The 22,145-nt window shown below is 72.7% G+C and carries 24 protein-coding genes; 8 read left to right on the top strand and 16 right to left on the bottom strand.

Annotation, left to right across the window (positions count from 1 at the left end; genetic code table 11):
• Position 1 precedes the first annotated feature (1 nt).
• The 4 genes from ACULK4_RS07360 to ACULK4_RS07345 form a co-directional block, all read right to left on the bottom strand.
• A complete protein-coding gene (locus tag ACULK4_RS07360) occupies positions 2-1,627 on the bottom strand; it encodes a M28 family peptidase (RefSeq protein WP_445965476.1) in 1,626 nt (541 codons plus the stop codon).
• A gap of 139 nt (positions 1,628-1,766) precedes the next feature.
• Positions 1,767-2,390: a hypothetical protein gene (locus ACULK4_RS07355; RefSeq protein WP_445965475.1), complete on the bottom strand. Its 624-nt coding sequence runs from the start codon at positions 2,388-2,390 to the stop codon at positions 1,767-1,769.
• Between the two features lie 47 nt (positions 2,391-2,437).
• Positions 2,438-3,325 (bottom strand): LLM class flavin-dependent oxidoreductase, encoded by an 888-nt coding sequence (locus ACULK4_RS07350; protein WP_445965474.1) that lies wholly within the window; start codon positions 3,323-3,325, stop codon positions 2,438-2,440.
• 9 nt (positions 3,326-3,334) lie between these two features.
• A complete protein-coding gene (locus ACULK4_RS07345) occupies positions 3,335-4,348 on the bottom strand; it encodes an EamA family transporter (RefSeq protein WP_445965473.1) in 1,014 nt (337 codons plus the stop codon).
• 93 nt (positions 4,349-4,441) lie between these two features.
• Here ACULK4_RS07345 and ACULK4_RS07340 point away from each other — a divergent pair, with 93 nt between their 5' ends.
• Positions 4,442-4,984, top strand: coding sequence for a CGNR zinc finger domain-containing protein (locus tag ACULK4_RS07340; RefSeq protein ID WP_445965472.1), 543 nt, complete (start codon positions 4,442-4,444; stop codon positions 4,982-4,984).
• Between the two features lie 56 nt (positions 4,985-5,040).
• Here the strand turns inward: ACULK4_RS07340 and ACULK4_RS07335 are convergent, their stop codons facing one another.
• Both ACULK4_RS07335 and rpsO read right to left on the bottom strand, forming a co-directional pair.
• The gene (locus ACULK4_RS07335) at positions 5,041-5,604 is read right to left on the bottom strand and encodes a type 1 glutamine amidotransferase domain-containing protein (protein WP_445965471.1); all 564 of its coding nucleotides are present in this window, start codon (positions 5,602-5,604) and stop codon (positions 5,041-5,043) included.
• A gap of 218 nt (positions 5,605-5,822) precedes the next feature.
• Positions 5,823-6,092, bottom strand: coding sequence for a 30S ribosomal protein S15 (rpsO, locus tag ACULK4_RS07330; protein ID WP_067946678.1), 270 nt, complete (start codon positions 6,090-6,092; stop codon positions 5,823-5,825).
• Between the two features lie 218 nt (positions 6,093-6,310).
• Here rpsO and ACULK4_RS07325 point away from each other — a divergent pair, with 218 nt between their 5' ends.
• From ACULK4_RS07325 to ACULK4_RS07315, 3 genes are read left to right on the top strand one after another with little or no spacing between them, the layout of a single operon-like run.
• Positions 6,311-6,502, top strand: coding sequence for a hypothetical protein (locus tag ACULK4_RS07325; protein WP_445965470.1), 192 nt, complete (start codon positions 6,311-6,313; stop codon positions 6,500-6,502).
• 51 nt (positions 6,503-6,553) lie between these two features.
• Positions 6,554-6,922: a DUF488 domain-containing protein gene (locus ACULK4_RS07320; RefSeq protein WP_445965469.1), complete on the top strand. Its 369-nt coding sequence runs from the start codon at positions 6,554-6,556 to the stop codon at positions 6,920-6,922.
• Positions 6,923-6,981: 59 nt separating this feature from the next.
• The gene (locus ACULK4_RS07315) at positions 6,982-7,446 is read left to right on the top strand and encodes a hypothetical protein (RefSeq protein ID WP_445965468.1); all 465 of its coding nucleotides are present in this window, start codon (positions 6,982-6,984) and stop codon (positions 7,444-7,446) included.
• A 40-nt stretch (positions 7,447-7,486) separates the two neighbouring features.
• Here the strand turns inward: ACULK4_RS07315 and ACULK4_RS07310 are convergent, their stop codons facing one another.
• Complete coding sequence (locus ACULK4_RS07310; protein ID WP_445965467.1) at positions 7,487-8,344, bottom strand: CPBP family glutamic-type intramembrane protease; 858 nt, start codon at positions 8,342-8,344, stop codon at positions 7,487-7,489.
• A gap of 101 nt (positions 8,345-8,445) precedes the next feature.
• On the opposite strand from ACULK4_RS07310, the gene ACULK4_RS07305 reads away from it, so the two are divergent.
• Positions 8,446-9,558 (top strand): M4 family metallopeptidase, encoded by a 1,113-nt coding sequence (locus tag ACULK4_RS07305; protein ID WP_445965466.1) that lies wholly within the window; start codon positions 8,446-8,448, stop codon positions 9,556-9,558.
• Between the two features lie 22 nt (positions 9,559-9,580).
• Here the strand turns inward: ACULK4_RS07305 and ACULK4_RS07300 are convergent, their stop codons facing one another.
• Together ACULK4_RS07300 and fdhD are read right to left on the bottom strand one after the other, a co-directional pair.
• The gene (locus tag ACULK4_RS07300; protein WP_445965465.1) at positions 9,581-11,872 is read right to left on the bottom strand and encodes an FdhF/YdeP family oxidoreductase; all 2,292 of its coding nucleotides are present in this window, start codon (positions 11,870-11,872) and stop codon (positions 9,581-9,583) included.
• A complete protein-coding gene (gene fdhD, locus ACULK4_RS07295) occupies positions 11,869-12,741 on the bottom strand; it encodes a formate dehydrogenase accessory sulfurtransferase FdhD (protein ID WP_445965464.1) in 873 nt (290 codons plus the stop codon). The genes ACULK4_RS07300 and fdhD overlap by 4 nt, the downstream gene beginning before the upstream one ends.
• 124 nt (positions 12,742-12,865) lie before the next feature.
• Here fdhD and ACULK4_RS07290 point away from each other — a divergent pair, with 124 nt between their 5' ends.
• Entirely contained in the window at positions 12,866-13,162 is a 297-nt protein-coding gene (locus ACULK4_RS07290; RefSeq protein ID WP_445965463.1) for a protealysin inhibitor emfourin, read from the top strand.
• Positions 13,163-13,195: 33 nt separating this feature from the next.
• On the opposite strand, the gene ACULK4_RS07285 is transcribed toward ACULK4_RS07290, so the two are convergent.
• The 7 genes from ACULK4_RS07285 to ACULK4_RS07255 all read right to left on the bottom strand — a co-directional run bounded on the left by ACULK4_RS07285 (position 13,196) and on the right by ACULK4_RS07255 (position 19,541).
• Entirely contained in the window at positions 13,196-14,014 is an 819-nt protein-coding gene (locus tag ACULK4_RS07285; RefSeq protein WP_445965462.1) for an anti-sigma factor, read from the bottom strand.
• The gene (locus tag ACULK4_RS07280) at positions 13,995-14,660 is read right to left on the bottom strand and encodes an RNA polymerase sigma factor (protein WP_445965461.1); all 666 of its coding nucleotides are present in this window, start codon (positions 14,658-14,660) and stop codon (positions 13,995-13,997) included. The genes ACULK4_RS07285 and ACULK4_RS07280 overlap by 20 nt, the downstream gene beginning before the upstream one ends.
• Positions 14,661-14,706: 46 nt before the next feature.
• Positions 14,707-15,402: a class F sortase gene (locus ACULK4_RS07275; RefSeq protein WP_445965460.1), complete on the bottom strand. Its 696-nt coding sequence runs from the start codon at positions 15,400-15,402 to the stop codon at positions 14,707-14,709.
• Positions 15,403-15,407: 5 nt separating this feature from the next.
• A complete protein-coding gene (locus tag ACULK4_RS07270; RefSeq protein ID WP_445965459.1) occupies positions 15,408-16,241 on the bottom strand; it encodes a DUF4397 domain-containing protein in 834 nt (277 codons plus the stop codon).
• A 167-nt stretch (positions 16,242-16,408) separates the two neighbouring features.
• Positions 16,409-16,780, bottom strand: coding sequence for an FKBP-type peptidyl-prolyl cis-trans isomerase (locus ACULK4_RS07265; RefSeq protein ID WP_445965458.1), 372 nt, complete (start codon positions 16,778-16,780; stop codon positions 16,409-16,411).
• Positions 16,781-16,972: 192 nt separating this feature from the next.
• Complete coding sequence (locus ACULK4_RS07260) at positions 16,973-18,124, bottom strand: PrsW family intramembrane metalloprotease (RefSeq protein WP_445965457.1); 1,152 nt, start codon at positions 18,122-18,124, stop codon at positions 16,973-16,975.
• A gap of 10 nt (positions 18,125-18,134) precedes the next feature.
• Positions 18,135-19,541, bottom strand: a complete 1,407-nt coding sequence (locus ACULK4_RS07255) for an FAD-binding oxidoreductase (protein WP_445965456.1) — start codon at positions 19,539-19,541, stop codon at positions 18,135-18,137.
• A 77-nt stretch (positions 19,542-19,618) separates the two neighbouring features.
• Here ACULK4_RS07255 and ACULK4_RS07250 point away from each other — a divergent pair, with 77 nt between their 5' ends.
• Both ACULK4_RS07250 and ACULK4_RS07245 read left to right on the top strand, forming a co-directional pair.
• Positions 19,619-21,166, top strand: a complete 1,548-nt coding sequence (locus tag ACULK4_RS07250) for an AlkA N-terminal domain-containing protein (RefSeq protein ID WP_445965582.1) — start codon at positions 19,619-19,621, stop codon at positions 21,164-21,166.
• A gap of 86 nt (positions 21,167-21,252) precedes the next feature.
• Positions 21,253-22,128, top strand: coding sequence for a fumarylacetoacetate hydrolase family protein (locus ACULK4_RS07245; RefSeq protein ID WP_445965455.1), 876 nt, complete (start codon positions 21,253-21,255; stop codon positions 22,126-22,128).
• Positions 22,129-22,145: the final 17 nt, after the last annotated feature.

Raw genomic sequence — 22,145 nt, 5'->3', positions numbered from 1 at the left:
GCTACTCCGTCTCGGTCGGTCCGTGGTGGTGGTCGTGGTCGTGGACCAGGTCGGGGTCGAGGCCGCCGGCGTTGCCGCCGATGGTGCCCTCCGGACCCGCCGCCTCGGGCAGGTTCAGCCCGCCGGGGATGTTCACGCCCTCGACGCCGTTCACCGACTCCGTCGAGTACGAGTAGACGAGCACGGCGAGCGCGACCGCGTCGGCGTTGACGCCCATCGCGTGCAGGTTGACGTTGTCGATCGTGTCGCATGCCTGGTGGTAGCACTGGTCGTACGACTCGCCGGCCACGCCACCCCAGATCGCCGCCTGCTCCTCGGTCTTCACGACCTCGGCGCCGGTGAACAGGCCGCCCGCGGGGATGCCGACGCGGATGAATGCGTCGTAGTCGCTGCGGCCGCTGAACTGGGCGTCGTCATACGGCTCGCCGACGCTCGTGTAGTACTGCTCGAACAGCTGCTCGATCTGGATCGAGCCGTCGGGGATGGGCACGCCCGCCGGGGCCGTCCAGCCGGACTCGTTGCCGTCGTACACCATGAAGATGTAGTTCGGCGACGCGACCATGTCGAAGTTCAGGTACAGCGCGATGCGGTCCTGCTCCTCCTGGCTGAGCTCGGCGACGTACTCCTCGGAGCCGATCAGGCCGCTCTCCTCGGCACCCCACCACGCGAGGCGGATGGTGTTCTGCGGCTCGAGCTTCGAGATCTTCTCCGCGAGGTCGAGCAGGGCGGCCGAGCCGCTGCCGTTGTCGTTGATGCCGGGGCCGGCCTGCACCGAGTCGAGGTGCGCACCGGCCATGACGACGTTGTCGTCGTTGACGCCGGTCTTCTCGGCGATCACGTTCTTCTGCGGCCGCGACTCCGGCTCGGGGACGATGATGTTCGCGGTCGAACCGGCTTCGGCGAGCGAGACGCCCTGCGCGTAGCTCGCGCCGACGACCGGGATGTCGACGACGTTGGAGCCGCCGAGCGTGCCGACGATGAGGCCCTGCTTGGCGTCGGTGTCGACCTCACCCTGGTTGAAGATGATCACGCCGGCGGCACCCGCGGCCTCGGCGTTGAGCGCCTTGATGCTGAAGTTGCAGGCACCGCGCTGGATGAGGGCGATGTCGCCCACCGGGAAGCCCGTGAAGTCCGTGGCCTCACAACCGCTGGTGCTCGTGTTGCCGAGACCGAGCTGGATGTCGACGGGGGTCACGTCGGCGGTGACGTCGCCCGCGCCACTGCCCGTGAAGGGCCCGGTCGGGTACTCGGCGTTCACCGGCGTGAGCTGCGTGAGCGTCGACGGCCCGACGTACGTGTACGGGAACTCGTCGATCGACACGTCCCATCCGGCGGCCTCGAGGACCTCGACGACGTAGTCGACGCTCGCCTCGTAGCCGGACGTGCCGGCGGCACGGTTGTCGTCGTTCTCGTCGGCGATCGCCTGGAACGCCTCGAGGTGCTCCAGGGCACCGTCGGCGCTCACGCATTCGAGCAGCTTGGCGACGGTGTTGTTGTTGCGCGCGTCGCACGACTTGCCGGGTGCGGCGAGTGCCGCCCCTGCGGGCGCGAGTGCCAGTGCGCCGACCACGGATGTCGCGGTCGCGAGCACCGTTGCACGGCGGGAAAGCCTTGCAGTTCGATACATCGTCTCTCCTTCACGGGGAGCATCCTCGTCGACGCCCCTCAAGCGGAGACCCTATGCGCGTTGTCACCGGAAGAAACAGTCTTGACTTGCCCCCGTGAACCCCGTATAGGGGGCACCCGTAGTGGTGACGAATCCTTGCCTATCCGGAGGCGTCGGCTCCGTCGTCACCGAGTACGGCAGCCAGCCCGCTGACGTCGAGGTCGACGCGGAACGGCCGCGCCGCGCCCTCGATCCGCGCGGGCACGCGCACGTACCGTCCCTCCTCGCGCAGCGCGTCGAGCCGGTCGCGCCAGGTCGCGTCGGCGGCATCCGCCACGAAGCCCGCGTGCCGTGGCCGGCCTCCGCCGACGAGCTGCACGCCGATGCGGTATCGCGGTGACAGCCACCGCCGGGCGCGCGGCACGAGCACGGCATGCTGGTCGGCGCCGCCGCCCAGGCGCGCGAGGTCGATCGCGGCCTGGTGGCGGTATGCGTCGGCGACGGGCACCACCGTGCGCAGCGTGCCGCCGGCCGACGGAGCCTCGACGAGGTCGAGCTCGTCGAGGCTCCTCAGGTCGCCCATGGGATCGGGATTCCGCATCCGCCGCTCGCGCACGAAGACGGTCGCGAGCCAGGCGAGGGCCAGCGCGATCGCGACGACCAGCGCCGCGAAGGCGATGCCGGACTCGGGCCGGATGAGCCCCGTCAGCACCAGCAGCACGAGGAGGACGAGGTACGGCAGCGGCTCCCAGCGGAGCGGGTGGACGAAGCGGGGCGCAGGCACCACGACAGGCTACCCGCGGCGGAGCACGGCGCAGGCCGCGGCATCCGTCACCGCAGCGCCTCGAGCCGGGCGCCGACCTCCTCGAGCACGGCCTCGTCGCCGGCGTAGATGCCGTGCTCCCGCGGGCGGTGCGAGACGACGTCGGTGAAGCCGAGCTCGCGTGCGCGGCCGACCGCGTCCTCGAACGCGCCGACGCTCGCCATCGAGTACCGCGCCTCGTCGTCGAGCGACAGCACCCGGTCGAGGTCGCCGGGATCGCGTCCCTCGGCGGCGCAGGCCTCGTCGAGGCGGGCGACGAGCGCGGCGACGCCCGCCCACCACGCGGCATCCGTGTACGCCTTCGGACCCGTGGTGACCCAGCCCGAGCCGAACCGTGCGGCGAGCCGCATGGCGCGAGGGCCGTTCGCGGCCATGAGGAACGGCATGCGCGGCCGCTGGGCGGGCTCGCCGACCATGCGCGCCGCGTCGGCGGAGAACTCGTCGCCCCAGTACGTGATGCCCTCGCCCGAGCCGCGCTCGAAGCGGAGCAGCAGGTCGAGCGCCTCGGTGAACTCGCGGAACCGTTCGTAGCGCTCGCGCGGCGTCAGCTCGCCCTGTCCGAGCACGTACGCGTCGAACCCGGTGCCGCCCGAACCCAGGCCGAGCACCACCCGGCCGCCGGCGATCTGGTCGAGCGTCGCGACGTCCTTCGCGAACGGCACCGGGTGGCGGTAGTTGGGGCTCGCGACGAGCGTGCCGAGGCGGATGCGCTCGGTCACCATCGCGGCCGCCGTCAGGGTCGGGACGGTCGCGTGCCACCGCTCCCCCGCGAGCCCGCGCCAGGACAGGTGGTCGTAGGTCCAGGCGTGGTCGAAGCCGAGCCGTTCCGCGTCGCGCCAGAGCCTCGCGGCCTCGGGCCACTCGTACTGGGGCAGGATGACGAGTCCGAAGCGCATGCGCGCAGCCTACGCGCGCTCGGCGACGCGCGGGCGCTGCGGGTCGGCGGGCGGATCCACCGTCGTGCCGTCGGGAACCGGTGCGAGGTCGATGTCGAGGGCGACGGACGCCGCGGTCCGGTCGCCGCGTTCCAGCCGGACGAGCACGATCCCGCCGAGGATCAGCACGCCGCCGAGGACCTGCAGCGGGCCGAGCGCCTCGCCGAGGAGGATCCAGCCGACGATCGCTGCGAAGATCACTTCGGAGAGGCCGAGGAACGACGAGAGCCTGGAACCGAGCATCCGGATCGCTGCGACGCCCGCGGTGTAGGCGAACGCCGTCGAGAGCGCGCCGACGGTGAGGAGCAGCACCCACCAGGGCGCGGTGCCGCCGACGAACGCCATGTCGGTGAACGTCGCCTCCATGGGCAGGACCCCGACCGCGCCGGCGATCCCGAGGGCGATCGCGCCGACGACGAATCCGGCGGCGAGGAGCGCGACGGGCGGCAGCTGCTCGGTCGCGCGCTCGCCGATCGCGTAGTACACGCAGACGCCGATCATGGCGATGGCGCCGAAGATGAGGCCGAGCGGGTCGAGGTCGCCGCCGCCCGGGCCGATCACGAGCCAGAGTCCGGCGATCGCGAGCACCGAGCCGCCCAGCACGATGAGCTGCGGCATCCGTCGGCTTCGCACCCAGGCGAACAGCACGAGCGCGATCGGGGCGAGGTACTCGATGAGCAGCGTCATCGACACCGGGATGCGCTCGATCGAGGCGTAGAACGCGACCTGGACGCTCGCGACGGCGACGAGGCCGTAGAGCAGCACGGTCCAGCGGGCGCGCCACAGCGGGCGGAGGTCGAACCGGAGGGCGATCAGCGCGGGGATCACGAGCAGGACGGCCGCGATGGATATCCGTGCGAGCACGGCCGCGCCGGGCGACCATCCGCCCTCGAGGAGCGGCTTGACGAACACGCCGCCCGCACCGAAGGCGAGGCCCGCGGCCAGTCCCAGCGCGATCCCGACGATCCCCCGTGATGCACGCACGATGCCCCCTTCAACGACCTGCGCGCCGTCGGCCACGTCAGGGCCGAACGTCGTTATGCTCGTGACAGTAGCCGAACGGATGTCAGGAGTCAAATGATTTTCACCGCTGACACGACAGCGGCCCTCGGGTTCATGGCGGCGGTCGCCGATACCGTCCCCGGCGCGTCGGAATCCGGCGAGGACGAGCTCGCCACGACCGCGCAGTTGACGGCGCTCCTCGACGCGTGGGGGTTCTCGGGTCGGCGCGACGGCGACCGGCGCGAGCTCGACGAGGTCCGCGCCGTGCGCGACCGGCTCCGCGCGATCTGGACCCTGGAGCGCGACGCCATGGTCGAGGCGGTCAACGCGATCCTCGAGGAGACGAATGCCACGCCGCGCCTCATGCGGCACGACGACCTCGACTGGCACATCCACGCGGTGTCGCAGGACGTCCCGCTCGCCGAGCGCATGCTCGTCGAGGGCGCCATGGCCCTCGTCGATGTGATCCGCGCCGATGAGACGCGCCGCCTCGCCCGCTGCGACGCCGACGACTGCACGGGCGTGTTCGTCGACCTGTCGAAGAACGCGTCGAAGCGCTACTGCAGCACCCGGTGCGGCAACCGGATGGCGGCGAGGGCGCACCGGGCACGGGCATGAGGATGCCGCGGGCAACCCCATGCCCGCGGCATCCTCGCCTGGTTCGGCCCGGGGGCTCAGGCCACCTGGCCGGCGTGCTCCCCCTCGGCGATCTCCTCGATCGCCTTGTCGATGAACGCGGGCAGGTCGTCGGGCCTGCGGCTCGAGACGAGCCCCTGGTCGACGACGACCTCCTCGTCGACCCAGTCCGCGCCCGCGTTTCTCAGGTCGGTCGCCAGCGACGGGTACGACGTGATCGTGCGGCCGCGGACGACGTCGGCCTCGATGAGCGTCCACGCGCCGTGGCAGATCACGGCGACGGGCTTGTGCTGCTCGAAGAACGCGCGCGCGAACCCCACGGCGGCCTCGTCCATGCGCAGGTGGTCGGCGTTGACGACGCCGCCCGGCAGGACGAGCGCGTCGTAGTCGTCAGCGGCGACGTCGCTCACGTCGCGGTCGACGTCGAACGTGTCGCCCTTGTCCGTGTGGTCCATGCCGAGGACCGTGCCCTCGGACGGCGACACCAGGTGGACCTCGGCGCCGGCGCCCTTGATCGCGTTCCACGGCTCGGTCAGCTCGACCTGCTCGAACCCGTCGGTCACCAGGAAGGCGACGGTCTTGCCGTCCAGTCGTTCGGCCATGCGGGACACTCCTCTCGTCGTCGGACCCGTTCGACGGTACGGAGGCCCCGTGGCGGGCTCAACGGGGTTGACAGGGCATGCGGCGGCATCCGTTCTCGCGGGGTCGCCGCAGCACCGCGCCCGGCATGACGAAGGCCCCCGGCGGGCTCGTGATGAGCCGGCGGGGGGCCTTCGCAAGAAGTTCGCGGTGTCGTCGAGAGCCGCGCGGTCTGCAGCGCTTAGCGGCGCAGCCCGAGACGCTCGATGAGCGAGCGGTAGCGGTTGATGTCGACGTCGGCGAGGTAGCCGAGCAGACGACGACGCTGACCGACGAGGAGCAGCAGGCCACGACGCGAGTGGTGGTCGTGCTTGTGCTCCTTGAGGTGCTCGGTGAGGTCCTTGATCCGCTTGGTGAGGATCGCGATCTGGACCTCGGGGGATCCAGTGTCACCGGGGTGCGTCGCGTACTCTTCGATGATCGCCTTCTTGGTGTCTGCATCCAGAGCCATAGATGGGATCCCCTTCCTTCTCGTTGCGCGCTGCCCGGGGCCTGATGCCTGGGCTCTCTTCATGCGCGGCCGATTCACGGCAACCTCAATACTCTAGCAGAGCGGATGCCACCGGCCCGACGCTCGAAGCCGATCGCGCCGCGCGCACCGATGCCGCCGCCGTCGGTCGACGCGGCCGGGTCTTGCGGACGGTCGTGGAGTCGGGGAGGCTGCGCTGCATGAGGGTGCTTCCGGTCACCGCCGGCACGGTCGCGGTCGTCGCGGGCGTCGTCTTCACGCTCCAGGGGGTCGGCCTGCTCGGCGGCAGCCCGATGACGGGCTCCACCCTGTGGGCCGTGCTCGGTCCGATCATCGCGGTGCTCGGGGTTGCGCTCCTCGTCGTCGGGCTGCGCGGCAGGCGGAATCGCTGACTGCCGGTCGTCCGGATGCGGCGGCTCCACGCGAACCGGCAGACTGAGCGCATGGCGTTCACGATGAAGCGCGTCTACGACCCGCCAGTGGCATCCGACGGGTATCGCGTACTGGTCGACCGGCTCTGGCCCCGAGGCATCTCGAAGGAGCGCGCCGAGCTCGATGGATGGGCGAAGGACGTCGCGCCCTCCCCCGAGTTGCGCACCGAGTGGCACCACGCGGCCGGCGAGCGGTTCGACGAGTTCGCGGCGCGCTACCGCGTCGAGCTCGACGGGAATCCCGCGGCCGAAGCGCTGCTCGCGACCGGCCGCGAGCACGAGCGGGTCACGCTCCTGTTCGGTGCGCGCGACGAGCGGGTCAACCACGCGGCCGTGCTGCTCGACTGGCTCGGCGACCACGGCGCGGACGTCGCACGCTGAGCTCGGACGCCGCCCGGCGTGGTCGCGCGTGCGTGAACGTACCGATGGATCGCACCGCGATGACCCCCGCAGAACGACGAAACGACGACCGCGGCGGATACCCGCCGCCTGCGCTCACCGCCGCCGTGCTCGCGCTCATCGCCATCGCACTCGCGGTGTGGGCGGTCGCCGTGATCGGGGAGACCTCCGCCCGAGCGCTCGCGTCGTACACGCCGGTCGAAGCGACCGTCGTCGACGAGCGCATCGAGGAGCGGCTGGTCGGCGACCGGCGCGGCAGCGGCCGAGCGCCGTTCCGCGTCGTCGGCGTGGAACTCCCAGACGGCGCACGCGCCGACGTGCGCAGCGACGATCTCACCGTCGGCGCGACCGCGACGCTCCACCGCAGCGACGCGGGCGCGGTGTTCGAGTTCCCACCCGCTCGGCCGGGACTGCTCGAGTGGACCCTGTGCGCGGCCATCGTGGCCGCCGCGCTCGTACTGGCGCTCCTGTCGGTGCGGAGCGCACTGCGGCTGCGCTCGTCGTGAACGCTCGGACCGGGGGAAGCGGGCCGCCCCGAGGCATCCGTCACCCGCCGGCGACGCCGCCCGGCACGAACGGGAAGATCGCCGGCCACCCGTTGTGCGCGTACACGATCACGGCGAAGACGACCGCGTCGAAGATGAGGTGCACGACGAGCACGTAGGTGAGCGACTTGGTGAGCTTGAACGTGTAACCCTGGATGAGCGCGAACGGGATGGTCAGCAGCGGGCCCCACGCCTGGTAGCCGAGCTCCCACAGGAACGAGACGAACACGATCGACTGCAGCAGGTTCGCCTGCCACGTCGGGAAGTGCCGGCGCAGCAGCGCGAAGACGGTGCAGATGAAGAAGAGCTCGTCCCACGTGCCGACCGCGTTGACGCCGACGAACAGGCGTGCGATCTCGTCGGGCGCGACGACCGTGGGCCAGTTCGTGTAGACGCCCGAGGTGATGAAGTAGAACGGCAGGATGAGCCATCCGGCGAACGTCACGCCGATGAGGTAGAGCCACTGCGTGCGGGTCCACCTGCGGCCCGTGCGCCACGGGAAGCGGATGACGCGGTCGCCGTACACGTACCGCGAGATCACGTACGGCACCGCGACGGCCGAACCGAGCACGATCGCGAAGCGCACCATGTTCCACCACGAGATGTCGGCCTCGAGCGGCATCGTTGAGATGATCGCCTGGCCGACGGCGATGAGCGCGAGGTCGGGTGCGAGCCGTTCGGTGCGCCCCGACCGGTCGACGAGCCAGGCGATGACGAGGCCGATCGCGAGCAGCGCGTACCCGGCGATCCTGATCTGGAAGCCGAACAGCATCACGGCCGCGCCGCAGACGATCAGCGCCGGCACCAGCGCGACGGGGTGCGTGCGCACGTCGGCGATTGCAGGGGCGGTCGCGGTCACCCCACCAGCCTGCCATGCCGTGCCGCGATGGTCCGTTACTCGCAGGCGACTCGCGGCCGGGGGGACGCGACGCTGTCGGCAGTGCATGCGAGCATCGACCCATGACCCGGATGCCGCCCGCCCCTCACCCGCGCGACGCCGGCCCTCGCACGGGCATCGTGCCGCCGTGGCTGCTGCTTCGGGTCGCCCAGGCGACCGATCAGTTCGACGTCGCGGCGGAGGCCGCACGGCGCTCGCTCCGTCACGACGTTCCGATGCGCGAGCTGCGCGTCGAGGGCGGGCACCCGCCGTTCGCGGTGCCGCCCGAACACGAGGGCCGCCCCTCGCTGCGCCCCGGCGCCGAGCCCGAGCCGGATCGCCGCATCTCCGACGCCGGCGGCGCGCAGACGCTGCCCGGCCGGCTGGTCCGCCGCGAGGGCGAGCCCGACACGGGCGACGAGGCCGTCGACCAGGCGTATGACGGCCTCGGCGAGACGTACCGGCTGTTCCAGCGCGTGTACGGCCGCGACGCGATCGACGGCGCGGGCGCGCCGCTCGAGGCGACGGTGCACTTCGGCGACCGCTACGACAACGCCTTCTGGGACGGCGAGCGCATGGTGTTCGGCGACGGCGACGGCGAGGTCTTCCGCGGATTCACCCAGTCGCTCAGCGTGATCGGGCACGAGCTCGCGCACGGGGTCACCGAGGCGACCGCCCGGTTGCGCTACCGCGACCAGTCGGGGGCGCTGAACGAGCACGTCTCCGACGTGTTCGGAGCGCTCGTGGAGCAGTACGCCATGGGGCAGGATGCCGGCGCGGCGAGCTGGCTCATCGGCGAGGGGATCTTCACCGAGCTCGTCCAGGGCCGCGCGCTGCGTTCGATGCTCGAGCCCGGCACCGCGTACGACGACGACGTCCTCGGTCGCGACCCGCAGCCGTCGCACTTCCGCGATTACATCCACACGCGCGACGACAACGGCGGCGTGCACCTCAACTCGGGCATCCCGAACCGGGCCTTCGCCCTGGCCGCGGTCGAGCTCGGCGGGTTCGCCTGGGAGCACGCGGGCCGCGTCTGGTACGACACTCTCACCGACGGCGTGCTCGGCCCCGACGACGGCTTCGAGGTGTTCGCGGCCGCCACGCACGCGGCGGCACGGGCACGGTTCGGCGTCGCATCGCGCGAGTCGCGGGCCGTGGCGAGCGGATGGCGCGCCGTCGGCCTCGACCCCGACTAGGGCACTCGGCGCGCCCACGGGCTCATCCCGCCGTCGGCTCCAGCCGGACGACGATGCCCTTCGACACGGGCGTGTTGCTGCCGAGCGCGGTACTGTCGAGCGGCACGAGCACGTTCGCCTCGGGATAGTACGCCGCCGCGCAACCGCGGGCCGTGGGATACGCGACGACGCGCTGACCGGGCAGCACGCGATCGGCCTCCCCCGGCCATTCGCTCACCACGTCGACGCGGTCGCCGTCGGCCAGCCCACGCTCGGCGAGGTCGTCCGGGTTCACGAACACCACGTCGCGTCCCTTCCGGACGCCGCGATAGCGGTCGTTCAGGCTGTACACGGTCGTGTTGAACTGGTCGTGCGAGCGCAGCGTCTGCAGGATGAGCCGACCGGGCGGCACCTCGATCGGCTCCAGCTCGGTGACGGAGATCTGCGCCTTCCCGGTCGCGGTGACCCACGTGCGGGAGTCGCGCGGGCCGTTCGGCAGCACGAAGCCGCCCGAGCGCCGCACGTCGTGGTTGAAGCGCTCGAACCCGGGAATGACGCGGGCGATGTGGTCGCGGATCACGTCGTAGTCGCGCACCATCCCGTCCCAGTCGATGCCGTGCCGGTCGCCGATCGTCGCGCGCGCCATCCCGGCGACGATCGCGATCTCGCTCCGCACGTCGTCGCCGATGGGCGGGATGCTGCCGTGCGAGGCATGGACGGCGCACACGCTGTCCTCGACGGAGACGAACTGCGGGCCGGTCTCCTGCAGGTCGACCTCGGTGCGGCCGAGCGTCGGGAGGATCAGCGCCTCCTCGCCCGTGATGACGTGCGAGCGGTTGAGCTTCGTGGAGATCTGCACCGTCAGCCGGGCGCCGCGCATGGCCGCCTCGGCGGCGGCGGTGTCGGAGATCGCACCGACGAAGTTGCCGCCGAGCGCGATGAACACCTTCACCCGCCCGTCCCGCAGGCCACGGAGCGTGTCGACCGCGTCGAGTCCGTGCGCGCGGGGCGGCTCGAAACCGAACTCCTCGGCGAGCGAGTCGAGGAACCGGTCGGGCATCTTCTCCCAGATGCCCATGGTGCGGTCGCCCTGGACGTTGCTGTGCCCGCGGATCGGCGATGCGCCCGCGCCGGGCCGGCCGATGTTGCCGCGCAGCAGGAGGAGGTTCACGATCTCCTTGATGGTGTCCACGGCCTTGCGGTGCTGCGTGAGTCCCATCGCCCAGGTGATGATGACACGCTCCGCCGCGATGTAACGGGCGGCGAGGTCGTCGATCTCCTCGGACGTGAGGCCGGTCGCGCGCAGCACCTCGGCTTCGTCGAGATCCGCGAGGTGCTCGGCGAACGCCTCGAGGCCGACGGTGTGCTCGGCGAGGAACGCGTGGTCGAGCACGGTGCCGGGCGCCGCGGCCTCGGCGTCGAGCACCCGCTTCGAGACCGCCTGGAGCAGCGCCTGGTCGCCGCCGGAGCGGACCTGGTACAGGCGATCGGCGATCGGCGTGCCGCGCCCGACGAGTCCCCGCACCTTCTGCGGGTTCTTGTACCGGATGAGCCCCGCCTCGGGCAGCGGGTTCACCGCGACGATCGAACCGCCGTTGCGCTTGGTGCCCTCGAGCGCCGTGAGCATGCGCGGATGGTTCGTGCCCGGGTTCTGGCCGATCACGATGACGAGGTCGGCCTCGCCGAAGTCGTCGTAGGCGATCGTCGACTTCCCGACGCCGATGACCTCGCCGAGGGCGGTGCCGGTCGACTCGTGGCACATGTTGGAGCAGTCCGGGAGGTTGTTCGTGCCGAACGCCCGCACGAAGAGCTGGTAGAGGAACGCGGTCTCGTTGGCCGTGCGGCCGCTCGTGTAGAACGCCGCCTCGTCGGGCGAGTCGAGGGCGTTCAGCCGCTCGCCGATGAGCTCGAACGCGCGCTCCCACGAGACGGGCTCGTACCGGTCGGCGCCCGCGGGCTTGTACACGGGCTCGACGAGCCGACCCTGCTGCCCGAGCCAGTGCTCGGTCGCGTCCTGCAGCGACGAGAGCGGATGCTCCGCCCAGAACTCGCGCGGGACGGTGAGCGGGGTGGCTTCCCACGTGATGGCCTTCGCGCCGTTCTCGCAGAACTCGAACGCGCTGCGATGGCTCGGGTCGGGCCAGGCGCAGCTCATGCAGTCGAACCCGTCGCGCTGGTTGACCTTCAGCAGCAGTCGTGCGGCGCGCACCGGTCCGAGCTCGCGGATGGTCGACTCGAGCGTCCGCGCGACCGCCTCGGCGCCGGCGGCCTCGTGCTTGGGGGAACCGGTCTGCAGGTCGGGGTAGTCGGCGTGTTCGGGAACGGACCGGCTCATGCGGGCACCTCCAGGGTCGGGTTCGGAGCGGATGTCGCGGCGGATGCCGCGCGGAGCCGCTCGTCGCCGGCGTACACGACCATCGACCCGCCGCGCACGAAGCCGGCGAGGGTCAGGCCCACCTCGTCGGCGAGGTCGACGGCGAGCGATGAGGGCGCGGATACCGCCGCGACGACGGGGATCCCGGCCATCGACGCCTTCTGGACGAGCTCGAATCCGCCGCGTCCGGAGAGCACGAGCACCGTGCCGCGCAACGGCAGGCGGTCCTCGCGGACGGCCCAGCCGACGACCTTGTCGACGGCGTTGTGGCGGCCGACGTCCTCGCGCACGACGAGGAACTCGTCGCGTTCGACGTCGACGAGTGCGGCGGCGTGCAGTCCGCCGGTGCGCTCGAACGCGCGCTGCTCGGCTCGCATCCGGTCGGGCAGGCCTGCGAGCCACGCCGGATCGACCGCGAGGTCGTCGGCGCGCACGTCGTGGACGGATCGGACGCGCACCGCCTCGATGCTGTCCTTGCCGCAGAGCCCGCACGCGCTCGTCATCGTGAGGGCGTGCCGGGCGCTGTCGGGCAGGGCGACGCCGCGTGCGAGCGCGACGTCGAGGACGTTGAACTCGCCCTCGGTTCCCGGCTCGCCGGCGCAGTGCCGCGCGGCGATGACGTCGTCGCGCCGGTGCACGACCCCCTCGGACACGAGCAGCCCGAGCGCGAGCTCCACGTCATGACCCGGCGTGCGCATCGTGACGGTGAGCGCACGACCGCCGACGCGGACCTCGAGCGGCTCCTCGACGGTGAGCTCGTCCTCGCGCCGGGAGATGCGCTCGCCGAACGAGTATCGGGTGACGCGCCTGCGCGCCGTGATCCGGCCCATCACCCCATTCTCCCACTTCGACGGATGACGCCGGCCGATCACACTTCCACTCATCGGAAGCCGGAGCGCGCAGCGACGAGCGGCTCCCCGCCATGGCTGTCCGGGGCCGGAGTACGATCGCCCCATGGACGTGGAGGTCGTGCGCAGCGGTGGCATCGCCGGCCTGCGCCTCACGTGGACGGTCCACGTCGAGGACCAGCCGGACGCCGAGGAGTGGGAGCTGCTCCTCGAGCGCATCCCGTGGGACGACACGCCGCCCGCGCCGCCGGAACCGGACCGCTACGAGTATCGGATCCGCTGCGAGCCGCACGAGGCCACGCTCGCCGAACGGCAGGTCACGGGCCCGTGGCGCGACCTCGTCGAGCGCGTGCGCGACGCGGCGGAGCCGCAGCGCGGGCAGCGCCCGACGCGCGACGCCTGATCCGCGGCCGCCGGGCCGGCCGACCCCGCCGACTCAGGTCGAGCGGAGCTCGCCTCGGACGATCGAGTCGCCCGAATGCGCCGGATCGCCGTCGACCGGCTCGGCCGAGACGTCGACGAGGGTGAACTCGTCGAGGTCGATGCCGGCCGGCACGACGAAGCGACCGCTGTCGCCGTCGAGGAGGCCGAGGCTCACCAGGCCGGACGCGTCGGAGCGGATGAGCCACACCTCGCGCACTTCGCCCGTGGGGACGGTCGCGTCGAGGTCGACGACGACCGTGCGGAGCCCGTCGGGACCCTCCTCGACCGTGGCGCTGCCGACGGCGTCGTCCCAGCCGGGGAAGGAGTCGAGCTCCGCGCTGGCGAGCACGACCGCCGGGTCCTGCCCGACGGTCCCCCCGCCCGCGGCGCCGAGGAGCCAGCCGAGGCCGAGGCCCGCGAGGATGCCGCCGATCGCCGCGGCGACGGTGATCGGCAGCCACGCGATGCGACGCCGCGGACCCTCCGGGCCTCCGGAGGCGAGCGACGGCGTGCGGGCACGCCGCCGGGGCGCGACGTGCTCGCCGCGCATGGCCGGCGCGGCGGCCACGGCCACCGGCGTCCGGCCGGCGGTCGGATCGGCGGCGAGCTCGGGCGCAAGGCCGAGTTCGGCGTGGATCGACTCCCACACCGACGACGGCGGCGCCTCGAGGTCGTCATCGGGCGCGCCGCGACCGAGCGCGACGGTGCGGACGAGCGAGTCGTACTCGGCGAGGCAGTCCGGGCAGGCGTCGAGGTGGGCTCGGACGGCTGCGTCGGGCTCGCGCCCGTCGAGCGCGAGCACGGCGAGTTCTTCAGACTCGATGTGGTCCATCATCCACCTCCCATCGCGTGCGCAGCCGGGCGAGGCTGCGTCGGACATGGCTCTTCACGGTTCCGATCGGCAGGCCGAGGGTCTCGGCGATCTGCGAGTGGCTGAGCTCGTCGTAGAACGCGAGCTGCATGACCCGTCGCGGCACGGGCTCGAGGCGTTCGAGCTCCTCGGCGACCATGACCCGCTCCGCGAGGTCGTCGTCGACGGATTCGGGCGCGGTCGCCGCCTCGGCGACGAGCGTGTCCTCGAGGCGCCGGGCCCGCGAGCGCGCCGCGTGGGCGTCGGCGATGCGGTGCTTGGCGATGCCGACGATCCAGGCGCTCAGCGTCGACCTGCCCGCGTCGAACGTGTGTCGGCCCCGCCACGCCGAGATGTAGACCTGCTGCGTCACGTCCTCGGCGTCCGACCGGTCGCCGAGAGAGCGGAGGGCGAGCCGGAACACGAGCGGCGACCAGCGCGCGTACGCCTCTCGGAGCGCCCGCTCCTCGCCGGCGGCGAACTCCGTCGCGAGCGTGCGATCGTCGAGGGTGTCGAAGGCGGTCGCGCTCACGGTGCGGCGTTCACCCCTTCTCCGGGTCGGGAGGAGCCGCGTCGCGTCGGCCGCGACTCGCGGCGGCGCCGCGAGGGTCGCATGCGGCGTCGACATCAGCATATCCATCCTCCCTCGCTCGTCGATCGAAGCGCCCAGCGGGTCAGCGGGGCGTGGCGGTCAGCACCAGGTTGCTGAGGTACGTGCGGTTCTCGTAGTCGAACTCGCCCCCGCAGGTGACGAGGGTGAGCCTCGGCGAGCCCGAGCGGTCGAAGGCGGCCTCCCAGTCGACGGCGGCCTTCTCGACGACCTGCGTCGCGTCGATGCCGTACGAGTGCCGGGTGCCCGCGGCATCCGTCACGATCACGAGCGTGCCGGGCTGCGCGTCGCGCAGCTTGGCGAACGGCAGCACGCGGTACTCCAGCGAGTCCACGTGCGCGGCGATGACCGTCGAGCCCGACTCGCTCGCGGGCGCCGGACCCCAGCGGTACCAGGCCGCGATCGCGGGATCGTCGAACAGGCCCATGTTGCCGTCGCCGTCGAGCCCCACGGGCCGGATCGCCATGTCGATGCCCAGCGCGGGCACCTCGATGCGGGTCGGTGCTGGGGGCTGTGCCCGGCGCTGCTCCTCGAGCGACGCGGACTGCCGCGGCACGTCCGGCACGGACGCGGGCGGCGCCGCCGCCGCGGGCCGTGCGTCGCCGTCGGCGGGCTGCGTCGCGGGCGTCGTCTCCGGGACCGTGCTCGTCGCGGCACCGTCTCCCGACGGCGCCGCGACGCACCCGGCCAGGAGGCCGAGCACGGCGGAGGCCGCGACCAGGGACCCGATCACCCCGGCCGCGGCCTCCTTTCCCCTCATGCGGATCAGCGCTCCGCCTTCGCGGTGATCGCCTTGCGGGCGAAGCCCGCGGCGAGCGCGACGGCCGCCAGGACCGCGAGGCCGGCAGCGGCCCAGATGCCGACCTGCTGCTCGGGCGAGTTCGTGGCCACGAGGCCCGCGGAACCTGCCGGCACGCCGTCAGGCGAGGAGTGCATGCCGGTGATGGTCTGCACCGCGAGGTCGAGGTTCTCGTCCTCGAGGCTGCCCCATGCGTAGACGATGGTCAGCGTGCCCTCGGTCACGTCGACCGGGGCCGGCCCGATGACCGGGTCGGTGGTGCCGGCGGCGGCGACCGATGCCTCGACCGTGCCGGCCGGGAGGTTCAGCGTCTCCTCGTTGGGGTTCTCGAGACCCGAGATCACGGCCGAGCCGCCCGCGAGCACGTCGACGGCGGGAGCCGCGGCGACGTGGCGCACCGTGAGGCGACCCTCGCCGGCGGCGATGTCCGAGACGTCGTTCGTGAAGAGGTTCGCAGTCGGGTTGCCCTCGGCGTCGAGGTGCGCGACAGCGGTGTAGTTGCCGCCGGCCTCGAGCGGGAGGTCGACGGGCCCGATCGCGGGCTCGGAGGCGTCCGCGGCATCCGCTGCGGTGATGGCCACCGTGTACGTGCCGGCTGGCAGCTCGAGCGGGCCGGCGAGGTCGCCGGGCTCGAAGTCGTCGAGCGTGAGCTCGTCGTTGACGTAGACGTCGACCGTCAGGCCGGGGACGCCGTGGAGCACCGACAGCATCGCGTTGTCTTCGGCGGCGTTGGCCGGTGCGACGGCGCCCAAGGCGACGAGCGCCCCGGCTCCGATACCGGCGATGAGGATCTTCTTCATGATTCCCTCCAGATCGGCCCCGCCGTGGCGGAGCGGCAAGTTTTGCCTTCACCACCTACTTCGGACGTCGCACCCCGATCGGATGCACTTGCATGAAAGAAGTTCGGGGAACACGACGAAGGCCGGCGGACCCGAGGGTCCGCCGGCCGGGAAGCGTTCGAGTCCGCTCAGCTGACGCCGAGCAGGTCGATCACGAAGATCAGGGTCTTGCCCGAGAGCTGGTGGCCGCCGCCCGCGGGGCCGTAGGCCTTCTGCGGCGGCACGATGAGCTTGCGGCGACCGCCGACCTTCATGCCGGGGATGCCCTCCTGCCAGCCGGCGATGAGCGCCTGCAGCGGGAAGTTGATGGACTGGCCGCGGCTCCACGAGGAGTCGAACTCCTCGCCCGAGTCGTATTCGACCCCGAGGTAGTGCACGTCGACCGTCGAGCCGGGCGTCGCCTCGGGGCCGTCGCCCACGACGACGTCCTCGATGACCAGGTCTTCGGGCGCCGGGCCCTGGGGAGCGTCGACCTCGGGCTTGCTGTTCGTATCAGTCATCCCCCCATCCAAACGGATGCCGCGGGCCGGTTCAATCCGGGACGTCCGTCCGGGGGGGTCTTGCGCCAACGGCGAACATCTTGCAGGCTGAAGCCCTCAAAGGACTCGTCGCCCCGTCGAGATGTCGGCATTGCCACATCCACAGGGCGACGAGTTCTTTCCGTTCCGGCCGGGTCTCCGAGCCGCGGTCGGTCAGGCCGAGATCGCGTTGCGGTGGCGCGTGACCGCATCGAGCAGCACGCGCTCGTCCTCGAGTCGGCGCACGTCGGCGCGGCCGGTCACGAGCGCCTGCCGCGTGAACGCCAGCCGCGTGGCATCCGCGATGAACCGCTGCACCTGCGCGGTGCGCGGCGGGCGCTGGGCGCGCGCCCAGCCGAGCGCCGCGCGGCGACCCGACCAGGACGAGAGGCCCTCGACCTCGTCGGGACTGAACCAGCCGGCCGCGGCGTACTCGGCGAGGCGCCGCCGCGTGACCCGCTGCTCCTCGCGGCGCAGCAGCAGCGTCACCACGACGGCGCCGATGAAGATCGGCACCTGGACGGTGAAGTAGAGCGCGAACGCGTCGGCGAACGCGAGCGAGCCGTTCCAGAACGCGTGCAGGAGGATCGCCGCCACGAGCCCGGCGAGGAACCAGCCGACGACGCCCGCGCCGCCGCGTCGCGCGCCGAACCCGATCGCGATGCCGATGCAGGCCGTGAACAGCACGTGCGCGAACGGCGAGAAGATGCCGCGCACGACGAAGGTCGCGCCGAGTTCGCCGGCGCCGCCCTCGATGAGCGCCGCGCCGAAGTAGAGGACGTTCTCGGTGAAGGCGAAGCCCGCGGCGACCGTCGCCGCGTAGACGAGCCCGTCGACGGGCCCGTCGAAGTGCGACTTCGAGAACGCGTAGATCAGCAGGACCCCGACGCCCTTGGCCAGCTCCTCGACGATCGGCGCCTGCACGACCGCCTGCATGCTCGCGTCGGCGGTGGCGCCCGCAGGGTTCGACATCGCCACGAACAGCTGCACCCCCAGGTCGACGATGAGGGCGATGGCGACCGAGACGGCTGCGCCCCAGAGGAACGCGAACCACAGCGCCCAGCGCGGCTCGGGCTCCCACCGGTCGACCCACCGCACGGCGAGCAGCACGATCGCGAGCGGCACGAGCGCGACGAGCGTGCCCACCACGAGCACCGAGATGCCGAACGAGATCGCGAGGTAGGCCAGCACCAGCAGCCCGGCGAGCACCGCGAACGCGCTGAGGACCACGATCCCCACCGCGGCGCCGCGGCGGCGCGGCGCCTCGGGCGGCCAGACGTGCAGGTGCGGTTGCGGACCGGGCGCTGGCGTCGGCGTGAGGCTCACGCGGTGCAGCCTACCGAGCGGCGCCGGGCTCGGGGACGAACATCACGCCGGGGTTCAGGATGCCGGCCGGGTCGAACACCGCCTTGATGCGCCGCTGCAGGTCGACCGACGCGTCGCCGAGCTCGTCGGCGAGCCAGCGCCGCTTGAGCAGGCCCACGCCGTGCTCCCCCGTCAGCGTGCCGCCGAGCCGCACGGCCGCGCGGAACATGTCGTCGGCCGCCGCCCACACGTGGTCGGGCACGTCCTCTCCCTCGAAGACGAAGTTGGGGTGCAGGTTGCCGTCGCCCGCGTGTGCCAGGGTGGGGATCTCGACGCCGTACCGCTCGCCGATCTCGGCGATCTCGCGGAACATCTGCGGCAGCCGGGAGCGCGGCACCGCGACGTCCTCGATGAGCACGCGCCCGCGCGAGGCGAGGGCGGGGTGCATGGCCCGGCGGATGTCGAGGAGGCGCTCGCCGGTCGCGGCATCCGTCGACCGCGTGACGCGACCTCCCGCCTCGGCGAACACGCGCGCGATCACGTCGGCCTCGGCGGCCGCGTCGCCCGCGTCGGTCTGCGCGAGCAGGAAGGTCTCGCCCGGCTCGAGGCCGGCGACGGGCGTGCCCGCGAGCGCGTCCGGCCCGAGGTGCTCGGCGACCCGAGCGAGCCCGACGGCGTCGATGAGCTCGAGCAGGGCGGGACGGATGCGTGCCGCCGCGACGCCCGCCGCGGCGACGCCCGCCGCCTCGACGTCGGGGAAGGCCGCGGCGACCGTGTGGGTCTCGCCCGTCACGATCGGCCTGAGGCGCACGGTCGCCTCGACGATGACGCCGAGCGTGCCCTCGGAGCCGGTCATGAGCGCCGTGAGGTCGTAGCCCGTCACGCCCTTGACGGTGCGGTGCCCCGTGCGAAGCAGGGAGCCGTCGGCGAGCACGACCGCGAGGCCGAGCACGCTCTCGCGGGTCACGCCGTACTTCGCGCAGAGGAGGCCGCCCGCGTTGGTGGCGATGTTGCCGCCGATCGACGAGATGGCACGGCTCGCGGGGTCGGGTGCGTACCAGAGGCCGCGCTCGCGCGCCGCGCGGTCGAGGTCGCCGTTCAGCACGCCGGCCTCGACGACGGCGAGCTCGTCGACGTCGTCGAGCTCGAGGATGCGGTTCATCCGCGTGAGGTCGAGCACGATCGCGCCGAGGCTCGCGATGCCGCCGCCGGCCAGGCCGGTGCCGGCGCCGCGCGGGACGACGGGTGAACCGGTCTCGGACGCGAGGCGCATCACCTGCTGCACATCGTCGACGGATGCGGCGTGCACGACCGCGAGCGCCGGATGCTCGCTCACCCAGCCCGAGCGGTCCTCCCGGACGGCGTCGAGGAGGGGTCCCCCGGCGACGACGGCGTCGCCGAGCGCGGCGGTGAGGCGGGTGAGGACGTCGTCGTGCATCCCGCCAGCGTACCGATCGCAGTGATGTCCGATTTCCGCTACCGGGGGTCGGTGGGGCGTGCGAGCCTTGGAGGGTGATGACCCCGACCGCCGCACCCGTCCGGCCGCGCGACGCCGAGCCGCTGGGCGATCCCGCGTTCGCCGAGCGCTACCGCGCGATGCTGGCGCGCGACGCGCGCTTCGACGGGCAGTTCATCACCGGCGTGCACTCGACGGGCATCTACTGCAGGCCCAGCTGCCCCGCCGCGCCGCCCAAGCCCGTGAACGTCACCTTCTACCGCACCGCGGCCGCCGCCCACGAGGCGGGCCTCCGCGCGTGCAAGCGCTGCCTGCCCGACGCGGTCCCGGGCTCGCCCGAGTGGGACCTCGGCGACGACCTCGCCGCGCGCGCCATGCGGCTGATCGCCGACGGCGTCGTCGAGCGCGAGGGCGTGCCGGGCCTCGCCGCGCGACTCGGGTACACCCCTCGCCATCTCACGCGCGTGCTCTCCGCCGAACTCGGCGCCGGGCCCCTCGCACTCGCCCGCGCCCACCGCGCGCAGACCGCTCGCACGCTGCTCGTCTCGACCTCGTTGCCCGTCGCCGACGTCGCGTTCGCGTCGGGCTTCGGCAGCATCCGCCAGTTCAACGACACGATCCGGGCGGTGTACGAGCGCAGCCCGCTCGAGCTCCGGGCGTCGGCCGCGCGCCGCTCCGGCCCGCGATCCGCGTCGACGGATGCCGCGGCGCCGGCCGCCGCGGCGGAGCCCGGCGTGGTGCGCCTGCACCTGCCCGCCCGGGCGCCGCTCGACGCCGCGGGCGTGTTCGCATGGCTCGCGGCACGCGCGGTCGATGGCGTCGAGGTCGCCGGCCGCGATCGCTTCGAGCGGACGCTCGCGCTGCCCGCCGGTCCGGCGCTCGTCCGGCTCCGCGCTGCGACCGGCGCGACCGGCGCGGCCGGCCTCGACGTCGAGGCGCGCCTCACCGCGCTCGCGGACCTCGCCCCGCTCGTCGCCCGGGTGCGGCGCCTGTTCGACCTCGACGCCGACGCCGTCGCGATCGACGAGGCCCTCTCCGCCGACCCCGCGCTCGCGCCGTCGATCGCGGCGACGCCCGGCATCCGCATGCCCGGGGCGCTCGACCCGCACGAGCTCGTCGTCCGGGCGCTCGTGGGCCAACAGGTCTCCGTGGCATCCGCCCGCACCGCGCTCACCCGCCTCGCCGAGGCGCTCGGCGAGCCGGTCGACTTCGACGGGTCGCGGCTGCTGTTCCCGACTCCGGCGGCGATCGCCGCCGAGGGCGCGTCGGTGCTGCGCGGCCCGGCTGCCCGGATCCGCACGATCGTCGACGTGTGCGGCCGGCTCGCCTCCGGCGAGCTCGTCGTCGCGCCGGAGCGCGAGCGGCACGAGCTCCGCGCCGACCTCCTGGCCGTGCCCGGCATCGGACCGTGGACCGCCGGCTACCTGGCGATGCGGGTGACCCGCGAGCCCGACGAGCTGCTCGTGTCCGACCTCGCGCTGCGCAACGGCGCCGCCCGCCTCGGGCTTCCCGCCGAGGCGCGGGCCCTCGCCGCGCACGGCGCGGCCTGGGCGCCGTGGCGCAGCTACGCGTCCATGCACCTGTGGCGCGCCGCGGCATCCGCCTGACCTTTGTCGACGTGACGGAGCATCCGACCCCGGTCGTTGTACGTCTCGCACAGCCGACGCGCTGGACCGGTGGATAGTCTGGGGTGGTGAAGTTCGCGCACCTCCGAGTCGAAGGCCAGCCCACCCCCCGACTCGCGACGGTTCTCGGAGACGACGCGATCTTCCTCGACGCGATCCTCCCCGACCCGCCGCGCGACCTGCAGGACCTCATCGAGCGCGGCCCCGGGGCCCTCGACGCGGTGCATGCGGCGGTCGACGCCGCGGTCGACGCCGGCGCCCCGACCACCCCCGTGCACGAGCTCCGGCACTCCTCCGCGGTGCTCCGGCCGGCCCAGGTGCTCGCGATCGGCGCGAACTACGCCGCGCACGCCTCCGAGCTGAAGCTGCGGTCGGAGTCGGCGATGACGATCTTCTCGCTCTGGCCGAACTCCCTCACCGGGCACGGGCAGACCACCGAATGGGCCGGCGACGTCGCGACCCAGGTCGACTACGAGGCCGAACTCGGCGTCATCATCGGCACGGCCGCGAAGGACGTCTCGCCGCTCGACGCGCTCGACCATGTGTGGGGCTACACGGTCGTGAACGACATCACGGCTCGCGACATCCAGTTCAGTGAGGCCCAGTGGTCGCGCTGCAAGTCGTTCGACGGCTTCACCCCGACCGGTCCCGTCGTCGTCACCGCCGACGAGATCGCCGACCCGCAGGACCTCTGGCTCACGACCAACCTCGACGGGCACATCCTGCAGGACAGCTCGACGAACGAGATGGTGCGCAGCGTCGCCGAGATCATCTCGTACCTCTCGAAGACGGCGACCCTGCCGCCGGGCACGCTGATCTCGACCGGCAGCCCGGGTGGCGCGGGCTACAGCCGCAACCCGCAGGTCTTCCTCCACGACGGCTCGACCGTGACGGTCACGATCGAGGGCATCGGCTCGCTCACGACGCACTGCCGGGTCGTCTGACCGCTGCGGACGGCGCT

It is taken from the genome of Agromyces selenitireducens (assembly GCF_052748465.2).
Note: the sequence above shows the minus strand (reverse complement) of the source record. Positions and strands in the feature narration are given on the sequence as shown.

Excerpts from the sequence above, each read along its gene's own strand:
- ACULK4_RS07280 (WP_445965461.1), bottom strand. The coding sequence starts at position 14,660 with ATGTCGACGCCGCATGCGACCCTCGCGGCGCCGCCGCGAGTCGCGGCC.
- ACULK4_RS07325 (WP_445965470.1), top strand. The coding sequence starts at position 6,311 with ATGAGGGTGCTTCCGGTCACCGCCGGCACGGTCGCGGTCGTCGCGGGC.
- ACULK4_RS07320 (WP_445965469.1), top strand. The coding sequence starts at position 6,554 with ATGGCGTTCACGATGAAGCGCGTCTACGACCCGCCAGTGGCATCCGAC.
- ACULK4_RS07340 (WP_445965472.1), top strand. The coding sequence starts at position 4,442 with ATGATTTTCACCGCTGACACGACAGCGGCCCTCGGGTTCATGGCGGCG.
- ACULK4_RS07305 (WP_445965466.1), top strand. The coding sequence starts at position 8,446 with ATGACCCGGATGCCGCCCGCCCCTCACCCGCGCGACGCCGGCCCTCGC.
- ACULK4_RS07270 (WP_445965459.1), bottom strand. The coding sequence starts at position 16,241 with ATGAAGAAGATCCTCATCGCCGGTATCGGAGCCGGGGCGCTCGTCGCC.
- ACULK4_RS07335 (WP_445965471.1), bottom strand. The coding sequence starts at position 5,604 with ATGGCCGAACGACTGGACGGCAAGACCGTCGCCTTCCTGGTGACCGAC.
- rpsO (WP_067946678.1), bottom strand. The coding sequence starts at position 6,092 with ATGGCTCTGGATGCAGACACCAAGAAGGCGATCATCGAAGAGTACGCG.
- ACULK4_RS07250 (WP_445965582.1), top strand. The coding sequence starts at position 19,619 with ATGACCCCGACCGCCGCACCCGTCCGGCCGCGCGACGCCGAGCCGCTG.
- ACULK4_RS07285 (WP_445965462.1), bottom strand. The coding sequence starts at position 14,014 with ATGGACCACATCGAGTCTGAAGAACTCGCCGTGCTCGCGCTCGACGGG.
- ACULK4_RS07360 (WP_445965476.1), bottom strand. The coding sequence starts at position 1,627 with ATGTATCGAACTGCAAGGCTTTCCCGCCGTGCAACGGTGCTCGCGACC.
- fdhD (WP_445965464.1), bottom strand. The coding sequence starts at position 12,741 with ATGGGCCGGATCACGGCGCGCAGGCGCGTCACCCGATACTCGTTCGGC.
- ACULK4_RS07255 (WP_445965456.1), bottom strand. The coding sequence starts at position 19,541 with ATGCACGACGACGTCCTCACCCGCCTCACCGCCGCGCTCGGCGACGCC.
- ACULK4_RS07275 (WP_445965460.1), bottom strand. The coding sequence starts at position 15,402 with ATGAGGGGAAAGGAGGCCGCGGCCGGGGTGATCGGGTCCCTGGTCGCG.
- ACULK4_RS07315 (WP_445965468.1), top strand. The coding sequence starts at position 6,982 with ATGACCCCCGCAGAACGACGAAACGACGACCGCGGCGGATACCCGCCG.
- ACULK4_RS07265 (WP_445965458.1), bottom strand. The coding sequence starts at position 16,780 with ATGACTGATACGAACAGCAAGCCCGAGGTCGACGCTCCCCAGGGCCCG.
- ACULK4_RS07290 (WP_445965463.1), top strand. The coding sequence starts at position 12,866 with ATGGACGTGGAGGTCGTGCGCAGCGGTGGCATCGCCGGCCTGCGCCTC.
- ACULK4_RS07300 (WP_445965465.1), bottom strand. The coding sequence starts at position 11,872 with ATGAGCCGGTCCGTTCCCGAACACGCCGACTACCCCGACCTGCAGACC.
- ACULK4_RS07350 (WP_445965474.1), bottom strand. The coding sequence starts at position 3,325 with ATGCGCTTCGGACTCGTCATCCTGCCCCAGTACGAGTGGCCCGAGGCC.